The 20,892-nt window shown below is 67.0% G+C and carries 16 protein-coding genes and 1 pseudogene; 12 read left to right on the top strand and 5 right to left on the bottom strand.

Features of this window, described 5'->3' with window-relative positions; genetic code table 11:
* Positions 1–218 precede the first annotated feature (218 nt).
* Positions 219–1,253, bottom strand: coding sequence for an IS110 family RNA-guided transposase (locus DK389_RS30450; RefSeq protein WP_109895394.1), 1,035 nt, complete (start codon positions 1,251–1,253; stop codon positions 219–221).
* Positions 1,254–1,886: 633 nt separating this feature from the next.
* Here DK389_RS30450 and DK389_RS30445 point away from each other — a divergent pair.
* Complete coding sequence (locus tag DK389_RS30445) at positions 1,887–2,879, top strand: catalase family peroxidase (RefSeq protein WP_109895392.1); 993 nt, start codon at positions 1,887–1,889, stop codon at positions 2,877–2,879.
* 437 nt (positions 2,880–3,316) lie between these two features.
* On the opposite strand, the pseudogene DK389_RS35820 reads toward DK389_RS30445, so the two are convergent.
* Positions 3,317–3,532, bottom strand: a pseudogene (locus DK389_RS35820) (hypothetical protein); the annotation flags it as partial.
* A 181-nt stretch (positions 3,533–3,713) separates the two neighbouring features.
* Here DK389_RS35820 and DK389_RS33265 point away from each other — a divergent pair.
* Positions 3,714–3,881 carry a hypothetical protein gene (locus DK389_RS33265; protein ID WP_162560972.1) on the top strand — a complete coding sequence of 56 codons (168 nt, stop codon included), beginning with the start codon at positions 3,714–3,716 and terminating at the stop codon, positions 3,879–3,881.
* Positions 3,882–4,242: 361 nt separating this feature from the next.
* Here the strand turns inward: DK389_RS33265 and DK389_RS30430 are convergent, their stop codons facing one another.
* Both DK389_RS30430 and DK389_RS30425 read right to left on the bottom strand, forming a co-directional pair.
* Positions 4,243–5,199, bottom strand: a complete 957-nt coding sequence (locus DK389_RS30430) for a bifunctional enoyl-CoA hydratase/phosphate acetyltransferase (RefSeq protein ID WP_236960464.1) — start codon at positions 5,197–5,199, stop codon at positions 4,243–4,245.
* Between the two features lie 20 nt (positions 5,200–5,219).
* Positions 5,220–5,981, bottom strand: coding sequence for an IclR family transcriptional regulator (locus tag DK389_RS30425; RefSeq protein WP_109895388.1), 762 nt, complete (start codon positions 5,979–5,981; stop codon positions 5,220–5,222).
* 229 nt (positions 5,982–6,210) lie between these two features.
* Here DK389_RS30425 and xsc point away from each other — a divergent pair, with 229 nt between their 5' ends.
* Positions 6,211–7,989, top strand: coding sequence for a sulfoacetaldehyde acetyltransferase (gene xsc / locus DK389_RS30420; protein WP_109895386.1), 1,779 nt, complete (start codon positions 6,211–6,213; stop codon positions 7,987–7,989).
* Positions 7,990–8,559: 570 nt separating this feature from the next.
* Here xsc and DK389_RS30415 read toward each other — a convergent pair.
* On the bottom strand, positions 8,560–9,426 hold the full coding sequence (locus DK389_RS30415; protein WP_109895384.1) for a LysR substrate-binding domain-containing protein: 867 nt from the start codon (positions 9,424–9,426) through the stop codon (positions 8,560–8,562).
* Positions 9,427–9,664: 238 nt separating this feature from the next.
* On the opposite strand from DK389_RS30415, the gene DK389_RS30410 reads away from it, so the two are divergent.
* The 9 genes from DK389_RS30410 to DK389_RS30370 all read left to right on the top strand — a co-directional run bounded on the left by DK389_RS30410 (position 9,665) and on the right by DK389_RS30370 (position 20,873).
* Positions 9,665–10,972 (top strand): MFS transporter, encoded by a 1,308-nt coding sequence (locus DK389_RS30410; protein ID WP_109895382.1) that lies wholly within the window; start codon positions 9,665–9,667, stop codon positions 10,970–10,972.
* A 76-nt stretch (positions 10,973–11,048) separates the two neighbouring features.
* Entirely contained in the window at positions 11,049–12,533 is a 1,485-nt protein-coding gene (sauS, locus tag DK389_RS30405) for an acylating sulfoacetaldehyde dehydrogenase (protein WP_109895380.1), read from the top strand.
* Positions 12,530–13,657 carry a succinate--CoA ligase subunit beta gene (locus tag DK389_RS30400; RefSeq protein ID WP_109893843.1) on the top strand — a complete coding sequence of 376 codons (1,128 nt, stop codon included), beginning with the start codon at positions 12,530–12,532 and terminating at the stop codon, positions 13,655–13,657. Before sauS ends, DK389_RS30400 begins: the two co-directional genes overlap by 4 nt.
* Positions 13,654–14,568 carry a succinate--CoA ligase subunit alpha gene (sucD, locus tag DK389_RS30395; RefSeq protein ID WP_194075140.1) on the top strand — a complete coding sequence of 305 codons (915 nt, stop codon included), beginning with the start codon at positions 13,654–13,656 and terminating at the stop codon, positions 14,566–14,568. The genes DK389_RS30400 and sucD overlap by 4 nt, the downstream gene beginning before the upstream one ends.
* Before the next feature lie 230 nt (positions 14,569–14,798).
* On the top strand, positions 14,799–15,827 hold the full coding sequence (locus DK389_RS30390) for a YeiH family protein (protein ID WP_418292089.1): 1,029 nt from the start codon (positions 14,799–14,801) through the stop codon (positions 15,825–15,827).
* 66 nt (positions 15,828–15,893) lie between these two features.
* On the top strand, positions 15,894–17,099 hold the full coding sequence (sorA, locus tag DK389_RS30385) for a SorA family sulfite dehydrogenase catalytic subunit (protein ID WP_109896982.1): 1,206 nt from the start codon (positions 15,894–15,896) through the stop codon (positions 17,097–17,099).
* Between the two features lie 12 nt (positions 17,100–17,111).
* A complete protein-coding gene (sorB, locus tag DK389_RS30380) occupies positions 17,112–17,423 on the top strand; it encodes a SorB family sulfite dehydrogenase c-type cytochrome subunit (RefSeq protein ID WP_109892695.1) in 312 nt (103 codons plus the stop codon).
* A gap of 488 nt (positions 17,424–17,911) precedes the next feature.
* Positions 17,912–19,285 (top strand): transposase, encoded by a 1,374-nt coding sequence (locus tag DK389_RS30375; protein WP_109887551.1) that lies wholly within the window; start codon positions 17,912–17,914, stop codon positions 19,283–19,285.
* 403 nt (positions 19,286–19,688) lie between these two features.
* Positions 19,689–20,873 carry an OprO/OprP family phosphate-selective porin gene (locus DK389_RS30370; RefSeq protein WP_236960460.1) on the top strand — a complete coding sequence of 395 codons (1,185 nt, stop codon included), beginning with the start codon at positions 19,689–19,691 and terminating at the stop codon, positions 20,871–20,873.
* The last annotated feature ends 19 nt before the right edge of the window (positions 20,874–20,892 follow it).

Here is a 20,892-nt window from a genome sequence, read left to right as displayed (position 1 = left end):
TTTCGGTCGGGTGCCGTCTTGTGTTCGGCCTGTTCGCGCGGTCATCGACCGCTGGCCCTGATGGTTTCCGCGGACGAGGTCCCATCCTGCTTCGCGGGCTTCGACGCCCTCGACGTTTAGCGGGTTGTCCTCGTCCCCGGTCTGACCGGTGCGCCATCACTTCACAGGGTCCTCGCAACCTCCTTCGCGCGGTACCGGGCTGATTGGTGAGTTCCCCCTCAGACCGCCGCGATGCCGAGCGCGGGCGTCCGGTAGACCTCGCCCCGGACCATGATGGCCCAGATCGCCCGCGCCGCCCGATTGGCCATCGCGACCGTGGCGAGGCGGACCGGCTTGCGAGCGAGCAGTGCGTTCAGGCGCGGGTCGGCCGCGCTGGGATGGTGCTTGTTGCGCCGGACGAGCGAGGTCATGCCGGTGACGAGAAGCCGGCGCAGGTACTGGTCGCCCATCTTCGAGATCCGGCCGAGCCGTTCCTTGCCGCCGCTGGAGTTGTTGAGCGGTGTCAAACCCAGCCAGGCCGCAAACTGACGCCCGGAGCGGAAGTGGCTCGGATCAGTGACGGTGGCGGCCAGCGCGGTCGCGCCGAGCAAGCCGACGCCGGGCACGGTGGCGATGCGTCGGGCGAGATCGTTCGAGCGGTACCAAGCCAGCAGGTCGCGTTCGAGCCGGTGGATACTGTCCTGCACCGCGATCGCCTGCGCGGCTAAGGCGCCGATCACCTTGGCGGCCAGCTTCGGGACCTCGTGCGCCTCACCGGCGATCGCACGCCGTACGAAGGCGAGGGCATGAGTGAGGCCCTTCGGGATATCGATGCCGAACTCGGCCAGCAGCCCGCGGACCATGTTGACCAACTGGGTGCGCTGCCGGACCAGGAGATCGCGCGTCCGATGCAGAGACAAGGCTGATTGCTGCTCGACCGATTTGATCGGCACGAAGCGCATGGTCGGGCGCGTGACAGCCTCGCAGATCGCCTCGGCGTCCGCCGCATCAGTCTTACCGCGCTTTACGTACGGTTTGACGTAGGCCGGCGGCATCAGTCGCACCGCGTGACCGAGGGCCGTGAGTTCGCGCGCCCAATGATGGCTCGTGCCGCAAGCTTCCATGCCGATCAGACAGGGCGGGAGCTTGCGGAAGAAGGGCATCACCTGCGCCCGCCTGAGCGCGCGCCGGACGAGAACCTCGCCCGTGCAACTGATGGCGTGCACTTGGAAGACGTTCTTGGCCAGGTCGAGGCCGACGGTCGTGATCTCCATCGTAGTGGCTCCAAGCTCCTGCTGCATGACAGCACCTTCTTGGCGCCGCAGCGCCGGGAGCGGGAGCCATCCAGCCCATCTGCTTCCCCGTACCTGCGACCTCGATCCGGACAGGCAGCTTTCGGCCCATCATCGGTCATTTGAGGCAGTGAGATCGAGTTGCCTGGAAGCGGACGCTTCCATGCTTCGTCGCGGCTCAGAGGCAGCGTTTGGCCGCGCAGTGTTGCCAGGATGCTGTCGCTCTTCCGCCGGTTGGCGGCTAGGTACGGCCCCGTCATGGCGGCTTCGAACTGGCGCATTCTGCGGAACGAACAGGCTCAAGCCAGGCTCGAGCGTGCCCTGCCGGCCATCTTCCCTGCACCGGTTCTCCAGCACGCCCTCGCCCAGCCCTTGATTCCACCCACTCCACGCCTGGCCGTCGAGAGCTACTGGCGCAGCCACATCTTTCGGGCCGACCGCCTCGCACGGGCGCTGGCCGCTCGCTCAGGCCAACCCGATGGCTGGACGTGGCGGCTCAGCGCCGAGAAGCACCGTCGCGTACTATTGCCGGTATCATCCGGCGATGAGTGGGCGGATCGCGGTCACTGCGCCACCTTAGGCATAATGAGAACCAAAGACGGTGGGAGGACCCTCATGCGGCAGACAAATATCGGGCGCGCCTTCGTGGCGAGCCTCCTTCTGGCTCTTACGCCGAGCCTGCCGGCCTTCGCCGAGGAGCCCTCGACCGCCGAGCAGACCATCGACGTGATGAACAAGCTGTTCGGCAAGCATCCGAGCTTGCGGGCCAACCACGCCAAGGGTGTTGTGGCGGAGGGCAGCTTCACGCCCTCACCAGAGGCCGCCAAGATCAGCAAGGCATCTCTGTTCCAGGGCCCGGCCGTACCCGTGACGATCCGCTTCTCGGATGCGACCGGCGTGCCGACCATCGCGGACGGGGCCGCCAATGCCAACCCGCACGGCATGGCCCTGAAGTTCAAGCTCAGCGACGGCTCGGAGATGGACGTCGTCGTCAACGCCCTGAAGTTCTTCCCGGTCGCCACCGGAGAGGAGTTCCGCGACCTTCTGAGAGCGGCCGCTGAGAGCGGTCCGGATGCTGCCCATCCGACGGCGCTGGAGAGCTTCACTGCCAGCCACCCGGCTGCCGTCACGGCTGGAAAGACCGCCAAAACCCCGTCGAGCTTCGCCCGCCAGACCTATAATGGCGTGAACGCCTTCATCTTCGTGGACAAGGACGGCAAGCGCCAGCCCTTCCGGTTCCGCTTCGTCCCGGCAGACGGCGAGGAGATCCTCACGTCTGAGGAGGCGGCCAAGCGCGGCCCGAACTATCTCATGAACGAGATCGGCCCCCGCATCGCGCGTGAGCCCGCGAGGTTCCGAGTGCTGGCGCAGCTTGCAGAGCCGGGCGACCCGACGAACGATGCCACGAAGCCATGGCCGGACGACCGCAAGACGGTTGATCTCGGCACCCTGACGGTGACGAAGGCTGTGGCCGACAGCGCGAGTGCCGAGAAAGCTCTCCTGTTCATGCCGAACGCGCTGACCGACGGGATCGAGGTCTCCGACGATCCGCTGATCGATGCCCGTGTCCAGGCCTATGCGGTCTCATTCAGCCGTCGCTCGCAGTGAGGTGAGACGCCTGAGCGAACCGCGAACTGGGTGACGAGGCCGACAGGTTCACGCGTCGCCTAGCGGGTCGTACCTGGGGCTGGAGCAGCCGAACTGGTGCCATGAGACGCGCCTGAGGCCCCGGCACTACCTGTCGTTGAATTGCCAACGCCGGTGCCGGTGCGGGCACCATCCTTGGTGGCTCCGGTGCCAGTCATTCCGCCGGCTCCCATACTTCCGTTAGAAGTGCCGACATCGCCGCGGCCACTGGCCTGCCCAGTTCCGGCGCCCTTGCTTGCACCGCCTTCAGCGAGGGCGATCCCTGCGATGCTCGTGAGGATCGCAGCCGTGAGCAGAGGTGCGCGAATGTCCGCTCTCATGGTGCCTCCGGTGCTGCCCTGCCGGATCAACAGAGCCGGCCTACGAGCGTTCCGGCTGTGGTGTTCAGAGAAGACCGCTCAGCCTCGTTCAGTCCCTCTGGCTCTACGGGTATGCACTTCCATACCAATTCGGACCATGCGCAGCGCCTCCGCGGCGGCGGAGACCAGGAGAATTTCGGTCCGGCCCAGCGCATCCTCGAGCGTGCGGGGCCGCTCCATGACGCTGGCGAAGGCGTCGATGCCGTGCGCGCGAGTTTCCGTACAGCCCTTGCTCAAAGTGCCGGGCGCCGCAACGACGGGTACGCCGCACGCCTAGGCGCGGCGGCCGACCTCTGCTGGCACCGTCCCACGTATCGATCGGCAGCTAGGGTGCCTTTCATGCGTAAGCCGCATGGCGGAGATGTGGGCCAAGATATACCAACAGCCATTGTGCGCCGCCAGATATGTTGCACCGCAAACGTTCGAGAGTTCTCCGATGGCTGACCTGCTTCCCTACTACACGGTCTTCACCGGCACGGCCGCAATTGTCTCGGTCGTGTGCTACGTGACCTACTTCCGGAGCCGGTGGACAGATGCTGCTTCTTCCCGCCCGCACGCGGCCGGCAACGAGAATGCTCCGGCTTCTACCGGGCTCGCTGCCTAAAAGAGGCGCAGGCAAATATTATATTGCGAGTTGATCAGCCCCGCCCATCTCCGGCGGGGCTTTTGCATCCGAGCCATACTACTGCTCGTTAGTTAGCAGGCTGCAATATCATGCGCGAGAGAAACATTACGGAGTATTGCTTCACAGTCGCATGCATCATCCCGTGCCGCTAACAAGAAGCGGGATTCTTTGAGCGCCACTCTGACATACTTTTCGCGGGACCGCTGGAATACTAGATGCTATAAATTGCTAGCAACTGCGTCTTCGCATACAGGGTTGTATCTAGTAAATTTTTTCGTTAAGAAACTATCGAATTTTTGTTGCTGCGCGCTTCGATGCCCGCAGTGACGTGTTAATACTTTCAACTTGCAGCACTGGGCTGGTACGCAAGATGCTCCGCGGTAAGCGCCGCGAGGGCGCAGGAGGCGATGCGAGCCTGTTTGGAATCTGCTCGGCTCGTCAGGATCACGGGAATGCGCGCGCCGAGGACGAGGCCGGCGCAGGCTGCGCCGCCGAGATAGACCAGCGACTTATAGAGACAGTTGCCGGCGTCGAGGTTCGGCACGACCAGGATGTCGGGCTCGCCCGCCACCTGTGAGACGATGCCTTTCGTATTTGCTGAGGCTAGCGACACTGCATTGTCAAAGCCCAGCGGCCCGTCGAGGGTTGCACCAGTGATCTGGCCGCGTTCAGCCATCTTGCAGAGGGCGGCCGCGTCGATCGTGGAGGGTAGCGAGGGGTTCACCGTCTCGACCGCGGCGAGGATCGCGACCTTCGGGTTGCTCACGCCGAGACCATGGGCGAGATCGACGGCATTCCGGATGATGTCGACCTTCTCCATAAGGTTCGGCGCGATGTTGACTACGGCGTCGGTCAGCATCAGCGGCTTGCGGTAGGCCGGGCAATCGAACCAGAAGACGTGGCTCGTCCGGCGCCCGGTGCGAAGAGGACTCTCCCGGCCCACGATCGCACTCAGCATCTCATCGGTATGTAGCGAACCCTTCATCAGAGCGCCGATCTCGCCCTTGGCCGCGAGCTCCACCGCGCGGCGTGCGGCCGTGTGCGGGTCGGCCGCCTCAACGATCTGGAGCCCGGACAAGTCCATGTCAGCTTCGGCAGCGACTGTGCGGATGAGTGCAGCCGGTCCGACCAGCACCGGCTCGATAAAGCCCTGCTCCTGCGCTTCGAGCGCCGCTTCAAGGGCGCCCTTCTCGCAGGGATAGACGACACCAACAGGGAGGTGCCCGCGGCTCTGGGCGGCCTCTGTCAGGGCGTCCAGTTTTGGATACGGACCAGTCGGCTGCGGCATCAACATCATCGGCTTCTCTCAGGCTTAGATCAGGTCAGGGTCGTGGCCAGCGCCTCGGCGGCCGAGCGCAGGGCCGGCAGCCGCTCGGCGGCGTTCTCCCGCGAGAGCCGCACCACCGGGGCCTGCAGCGCCAGCGCCGCGAGGCAGTCGCGGCCGGTCCGGTCGAGGATCGGCACCGCGATGCAGAACAGGCCGGACAGGTATTCCTCGTCGTCGAAGGCGTAGCCCTGGCGCCGGACCCGGCCGAGCTCGGCGTCGAGCGCCTCGCGCTCCGTCAGGGTGTTGGCCGTGTGCCGCTCCAGGCTGAGGCCGCCCAGCAGCCGGGCGCGCTTGGCACCCGGCATCATCGCCAGGAAGATCTTGCCGCTCGCCGAGCAATGGGCCGGCACCCGCGAGCCCTTCTGGAAGGCGACGCGCAAGGGGGCCGCCGCCTCGACGCGGTCGAGATACATCACCTCGCTCCCCTGCAGCACCGTGAGGTTGCAGGATTCGCCGAGGTCCCGCGCGACCCGCTGCAGGATCTGGTGGCGCTGCGTCGAGCCCGGGTTGTTCGACAGGATCGCGAAGGCGAGCGCGGTCGCCCGCGCGGCGAGCTCGTAGCGCCGCCCGTCCGGCAGGCGCCGCACCAGCTCGGCGCCCTCGAGCATGGTCAGCCAGCGGTGCAGCGTCGGCTTGGGCAGGTTGGCCGTCTCGGTGAGCTCGGCGAGCGTCGGGGCGTGGTCCATCGCCGCGATGGTCTCCAGGAGCGTGAAGGCCTTCAGGGCCGGCGAGGATTCGGTGCTGTCTTCCATCGGTCGATCGAGTCCTATTCCATTTTTCAGAATGTGAGAAGCAAAAAAATGAGATGGCGCTTGCGTGCGACGGGATTGCGGCGCTAGTCTTCAACCGTGCGGCGAGGCCGGAGGCCCGCACGGACGGGGCCGACGCGGCCCCCCGGGGTGAGCGTGCGGCTCGCCCGGCGACGATCCGCCGACGCGGTGCCGCGATCGGGCGCCCGAGGAAGCAGCCGAGGATGCAACCATGAGAATGACGACCGAAGAGGCCTTCATCAAAGTCCTCCAGATGCATGGGATCGATCAGGCGTTCGGGATCATCGGCTCGGCCATGATGCCGGTCTCGGACCTGTTTCCCAAGGCGGGCATCACCTTCTGGGATTGCGCCCACGAGACCAATGCGGGCCTGATCTGCGACGGCTACACCCGCGCCACCGGCCGGATGGCGATGGCGATCGCCCAGAACGGCCCCGGCGTCACCGGCTTCGTCACTGCGATGAAGACCGCCTACTGGAACCACACGCCGATGCTCCTCGTGAGCCCGCAGGCCGCCAACCGGACGATCGGCCAGGGCGGCTTCCAGGAGGTGGAGCAGATGGCCCTGTTCAAGGACATGGTCTGCTACCAGGAGGAGGTGCGCGATCCCGTCCGCATCGCCGAGGTCCTCAACCGGGTGATCGAGAAGGCGTGGCGCGGCTGCGCGCCCGCGCAGATCAATGTGCCGCGCGACTTCTGGACCCACGAGATCGACATCGCGCTGCCCCAGATCGTGCGCCTGGAGCGCCCGGGCGGCGGGCGCGCCGCCATCGCCGAGGCCGCCGAGCTCCTCTCCGAGGCGAAGTTCCCGGTGATCCTGAACGGGGCGGGCGTCGTGATCGGCGACGCCGTGGCCGAGTCGGCCGCGCTCGCCGAGCGTCTCGACGCCCCCGTCTGCTCCGGCTACCAGCACAACGACGCCTTCCCCGGCAGCCACCCGCTGGCCGTCGGCCCCCTCGGCTACAACGGCTCGAAGGCCGCGATGGAGCTGATCGCCAAGGCCGACGTGGTGCTGGCGCTCGGCACCCGGCTCAACCCGTTCTCGACCCTGCCCGGCTACGGGATCGATTACTGGCCCAAGGGCGCCCGGATCATCCAGGTTGACATCAACCCGGACCGGATCGGGCTGACGAAGCCGATCACGGTGGGCATCTGCGGCGACGCCAAGCAGGTGGCCCGCCAGCTCCTGGAGCAGCTCTCGGCCAAGGCCGGCGATGCCGGCCGGGCCGAGCGCAGGGCGCTGATCCACCAGACCAAGTCGGCCTGGCTCCAGACCCTCTCCTCGATGGACCACGAGGACGACGATCCGGGCACGCGCTGGAACGTCGAGGCGCGGGAGCGGGACGGCGAGCGGATGTCCCCGCGCCAGGCGTGGCGGGCGATCCAGGCCGGCCTGCCGCGGGAGGCGATCCTCTCCACCGACATCGGCAACAATTGCGCGATCGGCAACGCCTACCCGACCTTTGAGAGCGGCCGGAAATACCTCGCGCCCGGCATGTTCGGCCCCTGCGGCTACGGCTTCCCGGCGATCGTCGGCGCCAAGATCGGCTGCCCGGACACCCCCGTCTTCGGCTTCGCCGGCGACGGCGCCTTCGGCATCTCGATGAACGAGATGACCTCGATCGGCCGCGCGGAATGGCCCGCCATCACGATGGTGATCTTCCGCAATTACCAGTGGGGGGCGGAGAAGCGGAACACGACCCTCTGGTACGACAACAACTTCGTCGGCACCGAGCTCGACCCGAAATTGAGCTACGCCAAGATCGCGGAGGGCTGCGGCTTCAAGGGCGTCAGCGTGGAAAGGTCGGACGACTTGACCGCCGCTCTGCGGACCGCCGCCGAAGACCAGGCGCGGGGCGTCACGACCTTCATCGAGGTCCTGCTCAACCAGGAGCTCGGCGAGCCCTTCCGCCGCGACGCGATGAAGAAGCCGGTGCGGGTGGCGGGCATCGAGCGCTCCGACATGCGCCCGCAACTCGCGAGCCTGTGACGCTCAGCACTGAGCGGCGAGAAGCCCCGCCGCTTAGTGCCAACGGGGCGAGTCCGACAAGGCCTCATGCCGTGTGCGCCAATGGTAGAGGGGCTCGGCGGGCAAAATCACGAAGAGTTTGCCTTTGCCACCACACCGCAGCGGTTGCCTGCTATAATACAGCCGGCGATCCGGGACGAGGTGCCGTTCGCCTGAGTAGCGATCAATAGCATCTACGTAGTTGGCGAAATCGAGCTGGCGCTGCGGTAGGTCTATCATGGCTGTATGCTGGGTGTTATGGGTCAGCATACTTTCTGGTCTCGAGATCCGGGCCGCTCCATCTCGAGCACACAGACGAGATAACCAAGAGCTTGAGGAGGGCTGAATGGGCCCGTCTCTCGACTGGGGCGGAGTGAAGGGAGCGCGCCTCTCCTACTTAGCATAGCTGTCGTTCGCCAGACTTCCGACCCGCAGCGCTCGATCTCACGCCCGATCGTCAACTCGCCGCCCAATATCTACAATCGAAGGCGATGTGAATGCGAGGATAGCATGGGGCGCAGGCCACTAATATTGAGATGCCATATTTCAGCGCTATAAGTGCGCGGAGTTGCTAAGTTCCGCCTCAATATACTGCGCGAGGTGCTCAGCTGCGGGCTCAATCCCGCTTGGACTGCGCTGAAGCACGATGTTCATCGCGGGTAGATCCGGCAGCCCGTCGGCTCGGCCGAGCCGGCGCACGTGCTGGTTGAGAGCGCATAGTGGGAAGATTGAGACCGCGAGCCCTGCGTAGACCGCCGCCTGCAGCCCCGCGATACTATCGCTCACTGCTGTGATCGTCCAGGAGCGCCCGACATGACCGAGCGCGTCCAGCGCCCGCTGACGATAGATGCTCCCGGAGGGAAGCAGCGCCAGCGGCAGCGGCTCGCTCACGCCGGCCGGGTAGTCGCGGGCTGCGACCCAGATCAGCGGCTCCTCCCGCACGACTGTCGCGCTGCCGAATTCCGGTTGTTGCGTCATGACAGCGACGTCGATCTCATCCCGCTGCAAGGCCGCGTGGAGATGGACGCTGCGGGAGCAGCGCAGCTCGATCTCGATCTGCGGGTATGCCCGAGAGAAACGGCCGAGCACGGCCGGGAGCAGGAAGGCGGCGTAGAGGTCCGGCACGCCGAGGCGGACATGGCCCGCGATGTCGGGCGCCTGGAAGCGTTCGCGGATCTCGTCGTTGAGCCCGAGGAGGGTGCGGGCGTAGCCGAGCAGCATCTCGCCCTCGCGGGTGAGCGTGAGGTGGCGGCGGTCGCCCTCGAAGAGCGGCTTGCCGAGCGCCTTCTCCAGGCGGTGCATCTGGTGGGTCACCGCGGGCTGCGTGCGCCCGACCTGCCGGCCGGCTGACGTTATACTGCCAGTTTCGTTCACCGCCACGAAGGTTCGCAGCAGCGGAATCTCAAGATCCGGAATCATTCCGATCAATTTCCTGAATGATCGCGATGCAGACAATAAATTTCCCGTGACCGTTGGCAATGGCTAGCGTGTCATCCCGTGGCACGGTCCCACCCCCGATTCAGGCATCCAAGACCTGATGGAGGACCGCGCCGCGAAGGTTGAGGAACGCCGAACGGCCGTCGAGGACAGTCTCGGAAGGTGCCTGATCTTGTGCGCCGACCCAGCTCGACTTCGCGGACCCTGTCAGGAGGGCAGCATGCTTGGGCTCAGTCGTTTCAAGGCCACGGACCGCGTCCTGTTCATCATCTGCCTGATGTACCTGGTCACCTACATCGACCGGGTGAACATCGGCACCGCCGCGCCCGCGATGCAGAAGGAACTCGGCCTCACCAACACCGAGCTCGGCCTCGCCTTCTCGGCCTTCGCCTACCCCTACGCCTTCTTCCAGATCGCCGGCGGCTGGCTCGGCGACCGCCTCGGGCCCCGGCTGACCCTGCTGATCTGCGGCGCGATCTGGTCGGCCGCGACCGTGATGATCGGCTTCGTCGAGGGCGCGATGTCCCTCGTCGCGGCCCGCTTCCTCCTCGGCATCGGCGAGGGCTCGGCCTTCCCGACCGCGACGCGCGCCCTCTCCAACTGGATGGCGGCCGACCGGCGCGGCTTCGCGCAGGGGATCACCCACGCCTTCGCCCGCTTCGGCAACGCGGTGACGCCGCCGATCATCGCCTTCCTGATCGTCGCGCTCTCCTGGCGCGATTCCTTCATCATCATCGGCCTGATCAGCTTCGCCTGGGTCGCCCTGTGGTGGTTCTACTTCCGGGACGATCCGCGCGACCACAAGCACATCACCCAGGCCGAGCTCGACGTGCTGCCAGCGAGAAGGATCGCCTCCGAGCGCAAGGCCGTGCCGTGGCGCCGCCTCCTCCGCCGGATGATGCCGGTGACGCTGACCGACTTCTGCTATGGCTGGACCCTGTGGCTGTTCCTCAACTGGATCCCCTCGTACTTCCTCCACCAGTACAACCTCGACATCAAGAAGTCGGCCATCTTCGCCTCGGGCGTGTTCTTCGCCGGCGTCGTCGGCGACACGGTGGGCGGCATCGTCAGCGACCGCATCCTGCGCCGGACGGGCAGCGTCTCGAAGGCCCGCGTCAGCGTCATCGTGGTGGGCTTCCTCGGCGCCTTCCTGTTCATGCTGCCGGTGCTGTTCGTGACGGACCTCGTCACCATCGCCCTCTGCCTCAGCGGCGCGTTCTTCTTCGCCGAGCTGATCGTCGCCCCGATCTGGGCGGTGCCGATGGACATCGCGCCCCAGCACGCGGGCACCGCGAGCGGCTTCATGAACTTCGGCTTCGGGCTCGCCGGCATGATCTCGCCCGTCGTCTTCGGCGCCATCATCGACGCGACCGGCCGCTGGGACCTGCCCTTCGCCGCCTCCCTCGGCCTTCTGCTCCTCGGCGCGGTCCTGGCGCTGCGGATGCGCCCGGACGAGCCCTTCGTCGACGACGTCGAAACTGCGGGAGCGCCCGCCACCCGAACTCTGCCGGTGAAGCCGGCGGAATAAATTGAATGCACGGCGCTGGCCGATGAACCGGCGCCCAATACTCGCCCCGTTCCCTCGAGTTTATGAGGAGTCCATCATGTCAGTTGCTGCCCCGCAACCGTTCAGCCGGCCCGAATCAGTATCAACTCCTCCGAAAGCCTTCGATCCCGCTCCCGTCGAGGCGGTGATGCGGCGGGCGCGCGCCGCTCAGAAGCTCTTTTCCGAGGTCGACCAGGAGGGGGCCGACGCCGCGGTGCGGGCGCTCGCCTGGTCCCTCTACAAGCCCGAGAACGCCCGCGAACTCGCCGAGCTCGCGGTCGCCGATACGGGCCTCGGCAACGTCGCCGACAAAATCGTCAAGAAGCAGCGCAAGACCTTCGGGACGCTCCGCGACCTGCTGCGCGGGCGCTCCGTCGGCGTCATCGAGCAGGACCACGCCAAGGGCCTCGTGAAATACGCCAAGCCCATGGGCGTGATCGGCGCGGTGACGCCCTCGACCAATCCCGGCGCCACGCCGGTCAACAAGGCGATGATGGCGGTCAAGGGCCGCAACGCCATCGTCATCGCCCCCTCGCCGCTGGGCTACCGGACCACCGCCCGCATCGTGACCCTGATGCGCGAGGAGCTTGAGCGGATCGGGCTGCCGGCCGATCTCGTGCAGATCCTGCCCGATCCCGTGACGAAGGACTCGACCGAGGCCCTGATGCGAGCCTGCGACCTCGTCGTGGTGACGGGCTCGCAGGACAACGTCCGGCGCGCCTATTCGAGCGGCACGCCCGCGATCGGCGTCGGCGCCGGCAACGTGCCGGTGATGATCGACGAGACCGCCGACCTCGACGCGGCGGCGCAGAAGATCCGGGACTCGAAGATCTTCGACAATTCGACCTCCTGCTCGTCGGAGAACAGCGTCGTCATCGTCGATGCGGTCTACGACCAGGCGATCGCGGCGCTCGAGCGGGCCGGCGCCTATCTCTGCACGCCGGCGGAGAAGGAGCGGATCCGCGAGCGGCTCTGGGTCAAGGGCAAGCTCAACCGCGACCTGATCGCCCGCGACGCCCCGGTCCTCGCGGAGGCCTTCGGGCTGCCGCCGGAGGCCGCGGACAGGAAGTACTTCCTCGTGGAGGAGGACGGGGTCGGGCGCGCCCACCCGTTTTCCGGCGAGAAGCTCGCCCTCGTCCTCACCGTCTACCGGGCGGCGGACTTCGCCGCCGCGAAGGCGCGGGTGGCCGAGATCCTGGAGCACCAGGGCAAGGGCCATTCCTGCGGCATCCACACCACCGACATGGCCCGCGCCCGGGAACTTGCCGCCGACCTCGACGTGGTGCGGGTGCTCGTGAACTTCGCCCACACCTTCGGCAACGGCGGCGGCTTCAATTCGGGGCTCGGCTTCACGCTCAGCATGGGCTGCGGCTCCTGGCAGAAGAACAGCATCTCCGAGAACCTGAGCTACCGCCACTTCCTCAACATCACCCACCTCGTCACCCCGATCCCCGAGGACCGGCCGAGCCCGCGCGACCTGTTCGGGCCGCACTGGGAGCGGATCGGATACGTCGAGGACACCGCAGCGGAGGCCGGCCGATGAACTTCCTGGAACACGTCGCCAAGGCGCGGGTGCTCGCGCCGGCCGGAATCCCGGTGCCCCGCTCGGTGCTCTGCCGGACGCCCGAGGAGGCGGAAGGCGCCTTCGCCGATCTCGGCCCCTGCATGGTCAAGGCGCAGGTGCCGACGGGCAAGCGGGGCAAGGCCGGCGGCATCAGGGCCGCCCGCTCATCCGAGGAGGCGGCGGAGGCCGCCCGCGCCATCCTCGGCATGACGATCGACGGGCATCCCGTCGGCTCGGTGCTCCTGGAGGAGCGGGCCGAGATCGCCCGCGAGTTCTACGCCGCGATCCTCAACGACACGGGCAGCCGCCGCCCCCTCGTCCTGTTCTCGACGGAAGGGGGCATGGACATCGAGGAGGTGGCGGAGACCCGCCCCGAGGCCCTGCGCCGCCACGCGGTCGACCTCGACCGGGGCTTCGGCGAGGCGGAGGCCCGCGCCCTCGTCGCGGGTCTCGACCTCGGCGCCGCGGCGGAGGCGATCCCGTCCATCCTCGCCGGCCTCTACCGGATCTCCGGCGCGGTCGATGCGGAGCTGATCGAGATCAATCCGCTGGCGCTCCTCGCCGACGGGCGCGTCGTCGCCCTCGATTGCAAGCTCACACTCGACGATGCCGCTTCCTTCCGGCAGGCGGACCTCGCGGGCCAAGCCGCGGCCGAGCCGATGACGGACCTGGAGCGCGAGGGGCTCGCCCAGGGGCTCAAGTTCATCCAGCTCGACGGCAATGTCGGGGTGCTGGCGAACGGGGCCGGGCTCACCATGACTACGATGGACGTGATCAGCCATTGCGGCGGCCGGCCCGCCAACTTTCTGGAGATCGGCGGCGAGGCCTACACGAAGTCGGAGGCGGCGCTCCGCCTCGTGCTGGCCAATCCCGGCGTGAAGAGCCTCGTCGTCAATTTCTGCGGCGCCTTCGCCCGCACCGACGTGATGGCGGAGGGCGTCGTGACCGCCTGGAAGCGGCTCGCCCCGAGTGTGCCGGTGTTCTTCTCGATCCACGGGACCGGTGAGGACGAGGCGGTGCGCCTCGTGCGCGACGGGCTCGGCGTCGAGCCCTACGACCTGATGGAAGACGCGGTCCAGGCCGCGGTGGAGGCAGCCCGATGATCATCTATCGCCAGCACGCCCGCGTCCTCGTCCAGGGCATGACGGGCAAGCAGGGGAGCTTCTGGACCGAGAAGATGCTCGCCTGCGGCACGCAGGTGGTGGCCGGCGTCAACCCGAAGCGGGCGGGCGAGCGCCATCTCGGCCTGCCCGTCTACGCGACGGCCCGGGCCGCGATGGCCGAGACGCCGTTCGACTGGGCGGTGATGTTCATCCCGCCGGCAGCGGCGCGCGAGGCCGCCCTCGACGCGATCGAGGCGGGGGCGAAGACCGTCGTGATCCTCACCGAGCACATCCCGGCCCGCGACGTGATCGCGATCCACCACGCGGCCGCGCGCCGCGGCACGCGGATCGTCGGCCCGAACACGGCCGGGATCGTGACGCCGGGCGAGGGCTTCGTCGGCATCATGCCGGGGCACAACGGCAACATCTTCCAGCCGGGCGAGGTCGGCGTCATCTCGCGCAGCGGCAGCCTCGGCACGCTGATCTGCCTCAACCTGACCCGGGCGGGGATCGGCCAGTCGGCCTTCCTCGGCATCGGCGGCGACCCGATGATCGGCACGACGACCCGCGACGCGCTCGAAGCCCTCGACCGGGACGCCGGCACCCGCGCCATCGTGATGGTCGGGGAGATCGGCGGATCGATGGAGGAGGAGGCCGCGGCCTACGCGGCCGGGATGAGCAAGCCCGTCGTCTCCTTCATCGCGGGCCGCGCCTCGCCGCCCGGCAAGAAGATGGGCCATGCCGGCGCCATCGTCTCGGGCGCCTTCGGGAGCTACGCGGGCAAGCGCCGGGCGCTGGAGGCGGCGGGCGTCGCCGTCGCCGACACGCCGGGCGAGATCCCGCACCTGCTCAACTTGCCTCGCCCACGACCGGCTGACCCCGCCAGCCTTGGGCGCCACCCAGCTGGATGAACACAAGGGTCCAGCCGGGGCCAGGAAACGGTCCTCACATCGGCAATGAGGGCGGTGTGAAGATTGAGCACGGCTGGGCTCACGCCTCTCGTTGCTACGGCGCTATGGACCAGCACTGCGCTTGGCTTAGCAGCGCAGTGCGCCGCTGGGGTCTGCTTGCCACTGCCAACGACTGGATCGAGAGCACGCTCGGGGACCGCGGTACTGTGAAGATTCTTTCCAGCGCAGCTGTGCTTCGTGCATACGTCACGGATCTCTTGCCGGGCGTGGCCCTGTGTGCCGCCATCACCCTGGTCTCGCTCGGTGCCCAGAGCCTCGAGGAGCACGCCTTCGGCCACCCCTACATCGAAGCGCTAGTTGTCGCGATCCTGCTCGGCATGGCGCTGCGCACCCTCTGGGAGCCGAGCCCGCGCTGGCGGCCGGGCATCGCGTTCAGCGCCAAGCAGCTCCTCGAGGTTGCCGTGGTGCTTCTCGGCGCCTCGATCAGCTTCGCCGCGATCATCGCCTCGGGGCCGCTTCTGCTCAGCGCCATTGTCGCCACGGTATTCGTGACAATCGTGGGTAGCTTTGGAATTAGTCGTATTCTCGGCCTTCCAACCAAGATCTCAGTGCTGATTGCCTGCGGCAACTCAATCTGTGGCAATTCCGCGATCGCCGCGGTGGCGCCCGTGATCGGAGCCGACGGCGACGACATCGCTTCCTCGATCTCGTTCACGGCGGTCCTCGGCGTCCTGATGGTGCTGGGCTTGCCACTTCTGATCCCTCTGCTCGGCCTCAGCGCCACGCAGTACGGCATCCTAGCGGGGCTGACCGTCTACGCCGTGCCGCAGGTGCTCGCCGCGACCGTGCCGGCAGGGCTCGTCAGCACGCAGATCGGCACGCTCGTGAAGCTCGTGCGCGTGCTGATGCTCGGCCCCGTCGTCGTGACCCTGTCGCTGATGGCCTCCCGCTTCCGGGGGGACGCGCCGGAGAGCCGGGGGCGCCGCTTCAATCTATTCAAGCTAGTGCCCTGGTTCATACTCGGCTTCCTGGCTCTGGCAGCGTTGCGCTCCCTTGGGCTCGTTCCGAATATCGCGGTCGGGCCGATCACAAGAACGGCTACGCTTCTGACCGTCGTTTCTATGGCTGCTCTCGGGCTAGGCGTCGATGTACGGGTGATCAGCCGGGTCGGCGGTCGGGTGACGGCGGCCGTCACGCTCTCCCTCGTGCTGCTGCTCATTATCAGTGTTGGGCTGATTCATGGGCTGGCTCTGAGCTGAGATCACAAGCACGAAGAAAGATAAGTGGCCTCATATATGAGGCTGACGTCGAGAATGGAGGAAGCCATGGTGCATCGACGAGAGGTCTTGCGAGGCGCGGGGACCACCTTGCTCGCTGCAGGCAGTGCATCGCTGTGGCCCTTGCGGGTGCTGGCAGAGACCGTCACGCTGCCCTTCGGCAACGGCGAGCGCCCGCTCGTCGCCTATCCGGGCAAGCGCCCGCTCCTGCAGATGACCGCCCGGCCGCCGCAACTGGAGACGCCCTTCTCGGTCTTCGACGAGGGCGCCATCACGCCGAACGATGCCTTCTTCGTCCGCTATCACCTCGCCGACATCCCGACCGCGATCGATCCGGACGCGTTCCGTCTCGAGGTAAAGGGCCTGGTCGAGCACCCCGTTTCCCTGTCGCTCGCCGAGCTCAAGGCGATGCCGGGCGCCGAGATCGTCGCGGTCAACCAGTGCTCGGGCAATTCCCGCGGCTTCTTCGAGCCGCGCATGGCGGGCGGGCAACTCGCCAACGGCGCCATGGGCTGCGCCCGCTGGGCGGGCGTGCCGCTGAGAGCCGTGCTCGACAAGGCCGGCGTGAAGGCGGGCGCCGTGCAGGTGCTGTTCGAGGGGCTCGACGGACCGGTCGTCCCGGAGACGCCGGATTTCGCCAAGACCCTCCAACTCGATCACGCCCGCGACGGCGAGGTGATGCTCGCGTGGTCGATGAACGGCGAGGACCTGCCCTGGCTGAACGGGTATCCGCTGCGCCTCGTCGTGCCGGGCTATTACGGGACCTACTGGGTCAAGCACCTCAACGGCGTCACCGTGCTCGACAAGCCCTACGAGGGCTTCTGGATGAAGACGGCCTACCGCATCCCGGACAACGACTGCGCCTGCACCGAGCCCGGCAAGCCGGCCTCCGGCACCGTGCCGATCAACCGTTTCACGATCCGATCCTTCCTGACGAACCTCGCGGACGGCGCCACTGTGAAGGCGGGTCCGACGCCGTTGCGCGGCATCGCCTTCGACGGCGGCTCGGGCATCCGGGCGGTCGCGGTCTCCCTCGACGACGGCCGCACCTGGAGCGAGGCGAAGCTCGGGCCGGATCTCGGGCGCTACGCGTTCCGGCCCTGGATGCTGCAGGCCGACCTGCCGCCCGGCGCTCACGCGATCCGGGTCCGGGCGACCGGGAACGACGGGGCGACGCAGCCCCTGGAGCCGCGCTGGAACTCGGCCGGGTACCTGCGCAACGTGGTCGAGACCACCCGCGTGCGGGCGGCCTGAGGGGAGTGGACGATGACGCGCATCCTGATCGCCGCCTTCCTGGTCCTCGCCGCCGGTGCGGCCCTGGCCGGCCCGAAGACCTACGACCTCCCGGAAGCGACGGCGCAGCTGCGTCCGGCGCCCTCCGGCCACGAGACCGGCTTCGAGGCGGCGCAGACCAACTGCCTGAGCTGCCACTCGGTCGATTACATCGCGATGCAGCCGCCGAAGAAGGGCCGGGCGTTCTGGGAATCCGAGGTGACCAAGATGATCAAGGTCTACCACGCCCCGATCGACGAGGCGGCCGGCAAGGCCATCGCCGCCTACCTGACCGAGGCGTATTGACCTGCTGATGGGCGATCACCGGACCGCCCACTGCTCCGCCTGGTGCCACTTCGGCCTGAACGAGCGCCCCAGTCTTAACTAGCTTGCCTACAATGACCACGAGGTAGCACTTTGCTGCCTCTGCTGGTCCCTGAGTTACATGCCAAATCAGGCCAATATTCCACAAGGATATCTTCGCGCTTTGAAGCGGCGGGCGTCGTTGAGATTTAATCACCGTCAGAACGAGGTCGGTGCGCCCCAGATCGAGTGATCTCAGCCTTAGGCGAAGAATTGCTCAGGCATCGCAAGCAGCTCTTCACCAAATGCAACTCGAAGGTCTGTCTAGGACCGCTTTGAGACGGCTGCCTGAACCGAAACGAATCCCGCTTCTGCAATTCTGTGCCGAGAAACAGACCGGCAGCTTTCGGCCGATTGTGTTGAAAAACTCGGGTGTTGCGGCGGTAGTCGTGAGGTGATTCACTTCTGTCGAGAGACGGAGACCGAAGCAGATGATGGGACCTCGGCAAGTCGAGCAGGGTGCCCTGTTCTACGAGTTCTCGCTCGATACACATATCCCAGCCGACCATCTGCTGCGCGCCATCGACCGCTTCGTTGACCTGTCGGGTCTACGCGCGCACCTGCAGCCGTTCTACAGCTCGACGGGCCGGCCCTCGGTCGACCCCGAGTTGATGATCCGCATGCTGCTCATCGGCTACTGCTTCGGCATCCGATCCGAGCGCCGCCTGTGCGACGAGGTCCACCTCAATCTCGCCTATCGCTGGTTCTGCCGGCTCGGGCTCGACGGCCGGGTGCCGGACCATTCGACCTTCTCCAAGAACCGCCATGGCCGCTTCCGCGACAGCGACCTGCTGCGCTGCTTGTTCGAGACCGTGCTCGCCCGCTGCATCGCCGAGGGGCTCGTGGGCGGCGAGGGCTTCGCGGTCGACGCCAGCCTTATCAAGGCTGATGCCAACCGGCAGAAGGGTGTTGAGGGTACGAACGGCCTGCCACCCGAGAGCGTCAGCCGCGCCGCCCGGGAGTACCTGGCTGTGCTCGACGACGCCGCGTTCGGAGCTGCGACGCCGGTCGTGCCTAAGCTCGTTTCCCCCGCCGACCCGGCCGCGCGCTGGACGGGTGCGGACGGTGGGCTGGCCTACTTCGCCTACGCGGCCAACTACCTGATCGACCTCGACCACGCGGTCATCGTGGACGTCGAGCCGACCACCGCGATCCGGCAGGCCGAGGTCACGGCCGCCAAGCGCATGATCGTGCGCTCGCGCGAGCGCTTCGACCTCTACCCGGCCCGGCTCGCCGGTGACAGCGGTTACGGCTCGGCCGCGATGCTGGGCTGGCTCGCCCACGAGCAGGGCATCGAGCCGCACATCCCCGTCTTCGATAAGTCCGAGCGCCGCGACGGCACCTTCAGCCGGTCGGCCTTCACCTACGACCCTGGCGCCGACGCCTACACCTGCCCGGCCGGCAAGCACCTGCGGCAACGCCAGAAGGTCTATCGGTCACCGCCCCCGCTCGTCGACGCAGACGGGATGCTGCGCTACCGCGCGAGCAAGTACGACTGCGAAGCTTGCGCGCTGAAGCCACGATGCTGCCCCAACGCATCCGCCCGCAAGATCCCACGCTCGATCCACGAGGGCGCCCGGCAGATGGCGCGCGACATCTGCGCCTCGGAGGCGGGCCGTACCTCGCGGCGTGAGCGCAAGAAGGTCGAGATGCTGTTTGCCCACCTTAAGCGGATCCTGCGGCTGGATCGGCTTCGGTTGCGGGGGCCAGACGGGGCCCGAGACGAGTTCCACCTCGCGGCCGCCGCCCAGAACCTACGGAAGCTGGCCAAGCTGATCCCGCTGGGGCAGCCGAGCCTAGCCTGACCGGCTGGCGGGAGCCCCCCGGCCAAGCACCCGGTCAAATCTCAATCCAGGCCAACCGCGAGTTTTTCAACGAAATCCGCCCATTCCGGTCTTTCAGCCCGCCCCAGCGACTTCTCTGAAGCGGACGTTCGCCGACTGGTGTTAGGCAACACCACCAGTGTTCAGCGCGTGTCACCCATAAACCGCAGTGGTCGAGGAACAGCGGTCGCGTACCGTCGAGGACAGTGACTTCGGAGGTGCGGGAGAAGAAGGTCCTGACCGCAGGTTTCCAAGGCAATAATCCGTGATGAAGCGCCGTTTCTTCAGACAGCCTCGGCGCTTAGCCACCACGGCAAGCTATGCTGTTGTGTTCGTGGGCGTCACCGCTCCAAGCCTTGCCGCCGACACCGGATCCCCGCCTCCTGTGCCGCGCTTCGTCCAGATGGATCTTGGCATCCCAGGCGTCAGCCTCAACGAGCGGGGCATCACGGTTAAGTCGGCCGACGATGCGGTGAAGTTCCGGATTGGAGGCCGCCTGCACCTCGATCCCGCCTTCGGCGGCACCAGCCCGCGGATCGCCGACGGGTTCGGCCCCAACATCGAGGTCCGGCGCGCCTGGATCGAGACCTACCTGACGATCAACGACGCGGTCGAACTCGCCTTCCAGTACGACGTCAACAACGACCGAACGCCGATCCAGGATGCGGCGATCGGCTATCGCGGCATCGACGGGTTAGTCGTCTCGCTCGGCAACTTCAAGGAGCCGTTCAGCCTGCAGCAGCTGATCAGCGACAACAACACGACCTTCGTCGAGCGTGCGCTGCCCGACGCACTCGTGCCGGCCCGCAACACGGGCTTTGCTGTCGCGGGGTATGGCGAGCGCTGGACGCTGACGGGCGGCGTGTTCGGCGGCAACATCAACACCGGTGTCGAGCTCGGCAGCATCGCCGGTACAGTGCGCGCCACGTACGCTCCAATCCTGAGCGAGACGGAGGTGCTCCATCTCGGGCTCGCCGGCAGCTTCCGCTCCTATGACCAGAACGATCGCAGCCCTTCCTTCTCGTCAAAGCCGGAGGCGTTCGTCTTCCAGACCAGCCTGATCAACACCCGCGCCATCCGGAACGCGGCCGATCTGGCCCGCCTCGGCCTTGAGGCAGCCTATCAGAACGGCCCCTTCCGGCTGCAGGGCGAGTACATCCGAGCGGAATTCGGGCGCGACGGTCTGCTGCCGGGCGCCAGCTTCGAGGGGGGCTACGTTGAGGGCGCGTGGGTCATCAACGGCAAGGGCCGCCGTTACCAGCTCAAGACCGATTACGGCGCCGATCTCGCCATCTTCAAAGGCGTCCAGGTCGGTGAGGAGCAGCGGGTGAGCCGCGGCGGCATCGGCGTGTTCGAGCTTGCCGCCCGCTTCAGCTTTCTCGACCTCAAGGACGGTGTGATCACCGGCGGTGTCGAGCGCAACTGGACGGCGGGCGTGAACTGGTATCCTGACAAGAACATCCGCCTGATGGCCAACTACATCCACGCCGACGCCGATGGCTCTCCCGCGGTGAGTGGCCGGGACATCGACGCTGACATCGCCGAGTTCCGGCTGCAGCTCTACTGGTAGCCCCACGCGCCATGGACAC

Source organism: Methylobacterium durans, from assembly GCF_003173715.1.
GTDB classification, from domain to species: Bacteria; Pseudomonadota; Alphaproteobacteria; order Rhizobiales; family Beijerinckiaceae; genus Methylobacterium; species Methylobacterium durans.
This window is presented reverse-complemented; position numbering and strand designations above follow the sequence as displayed.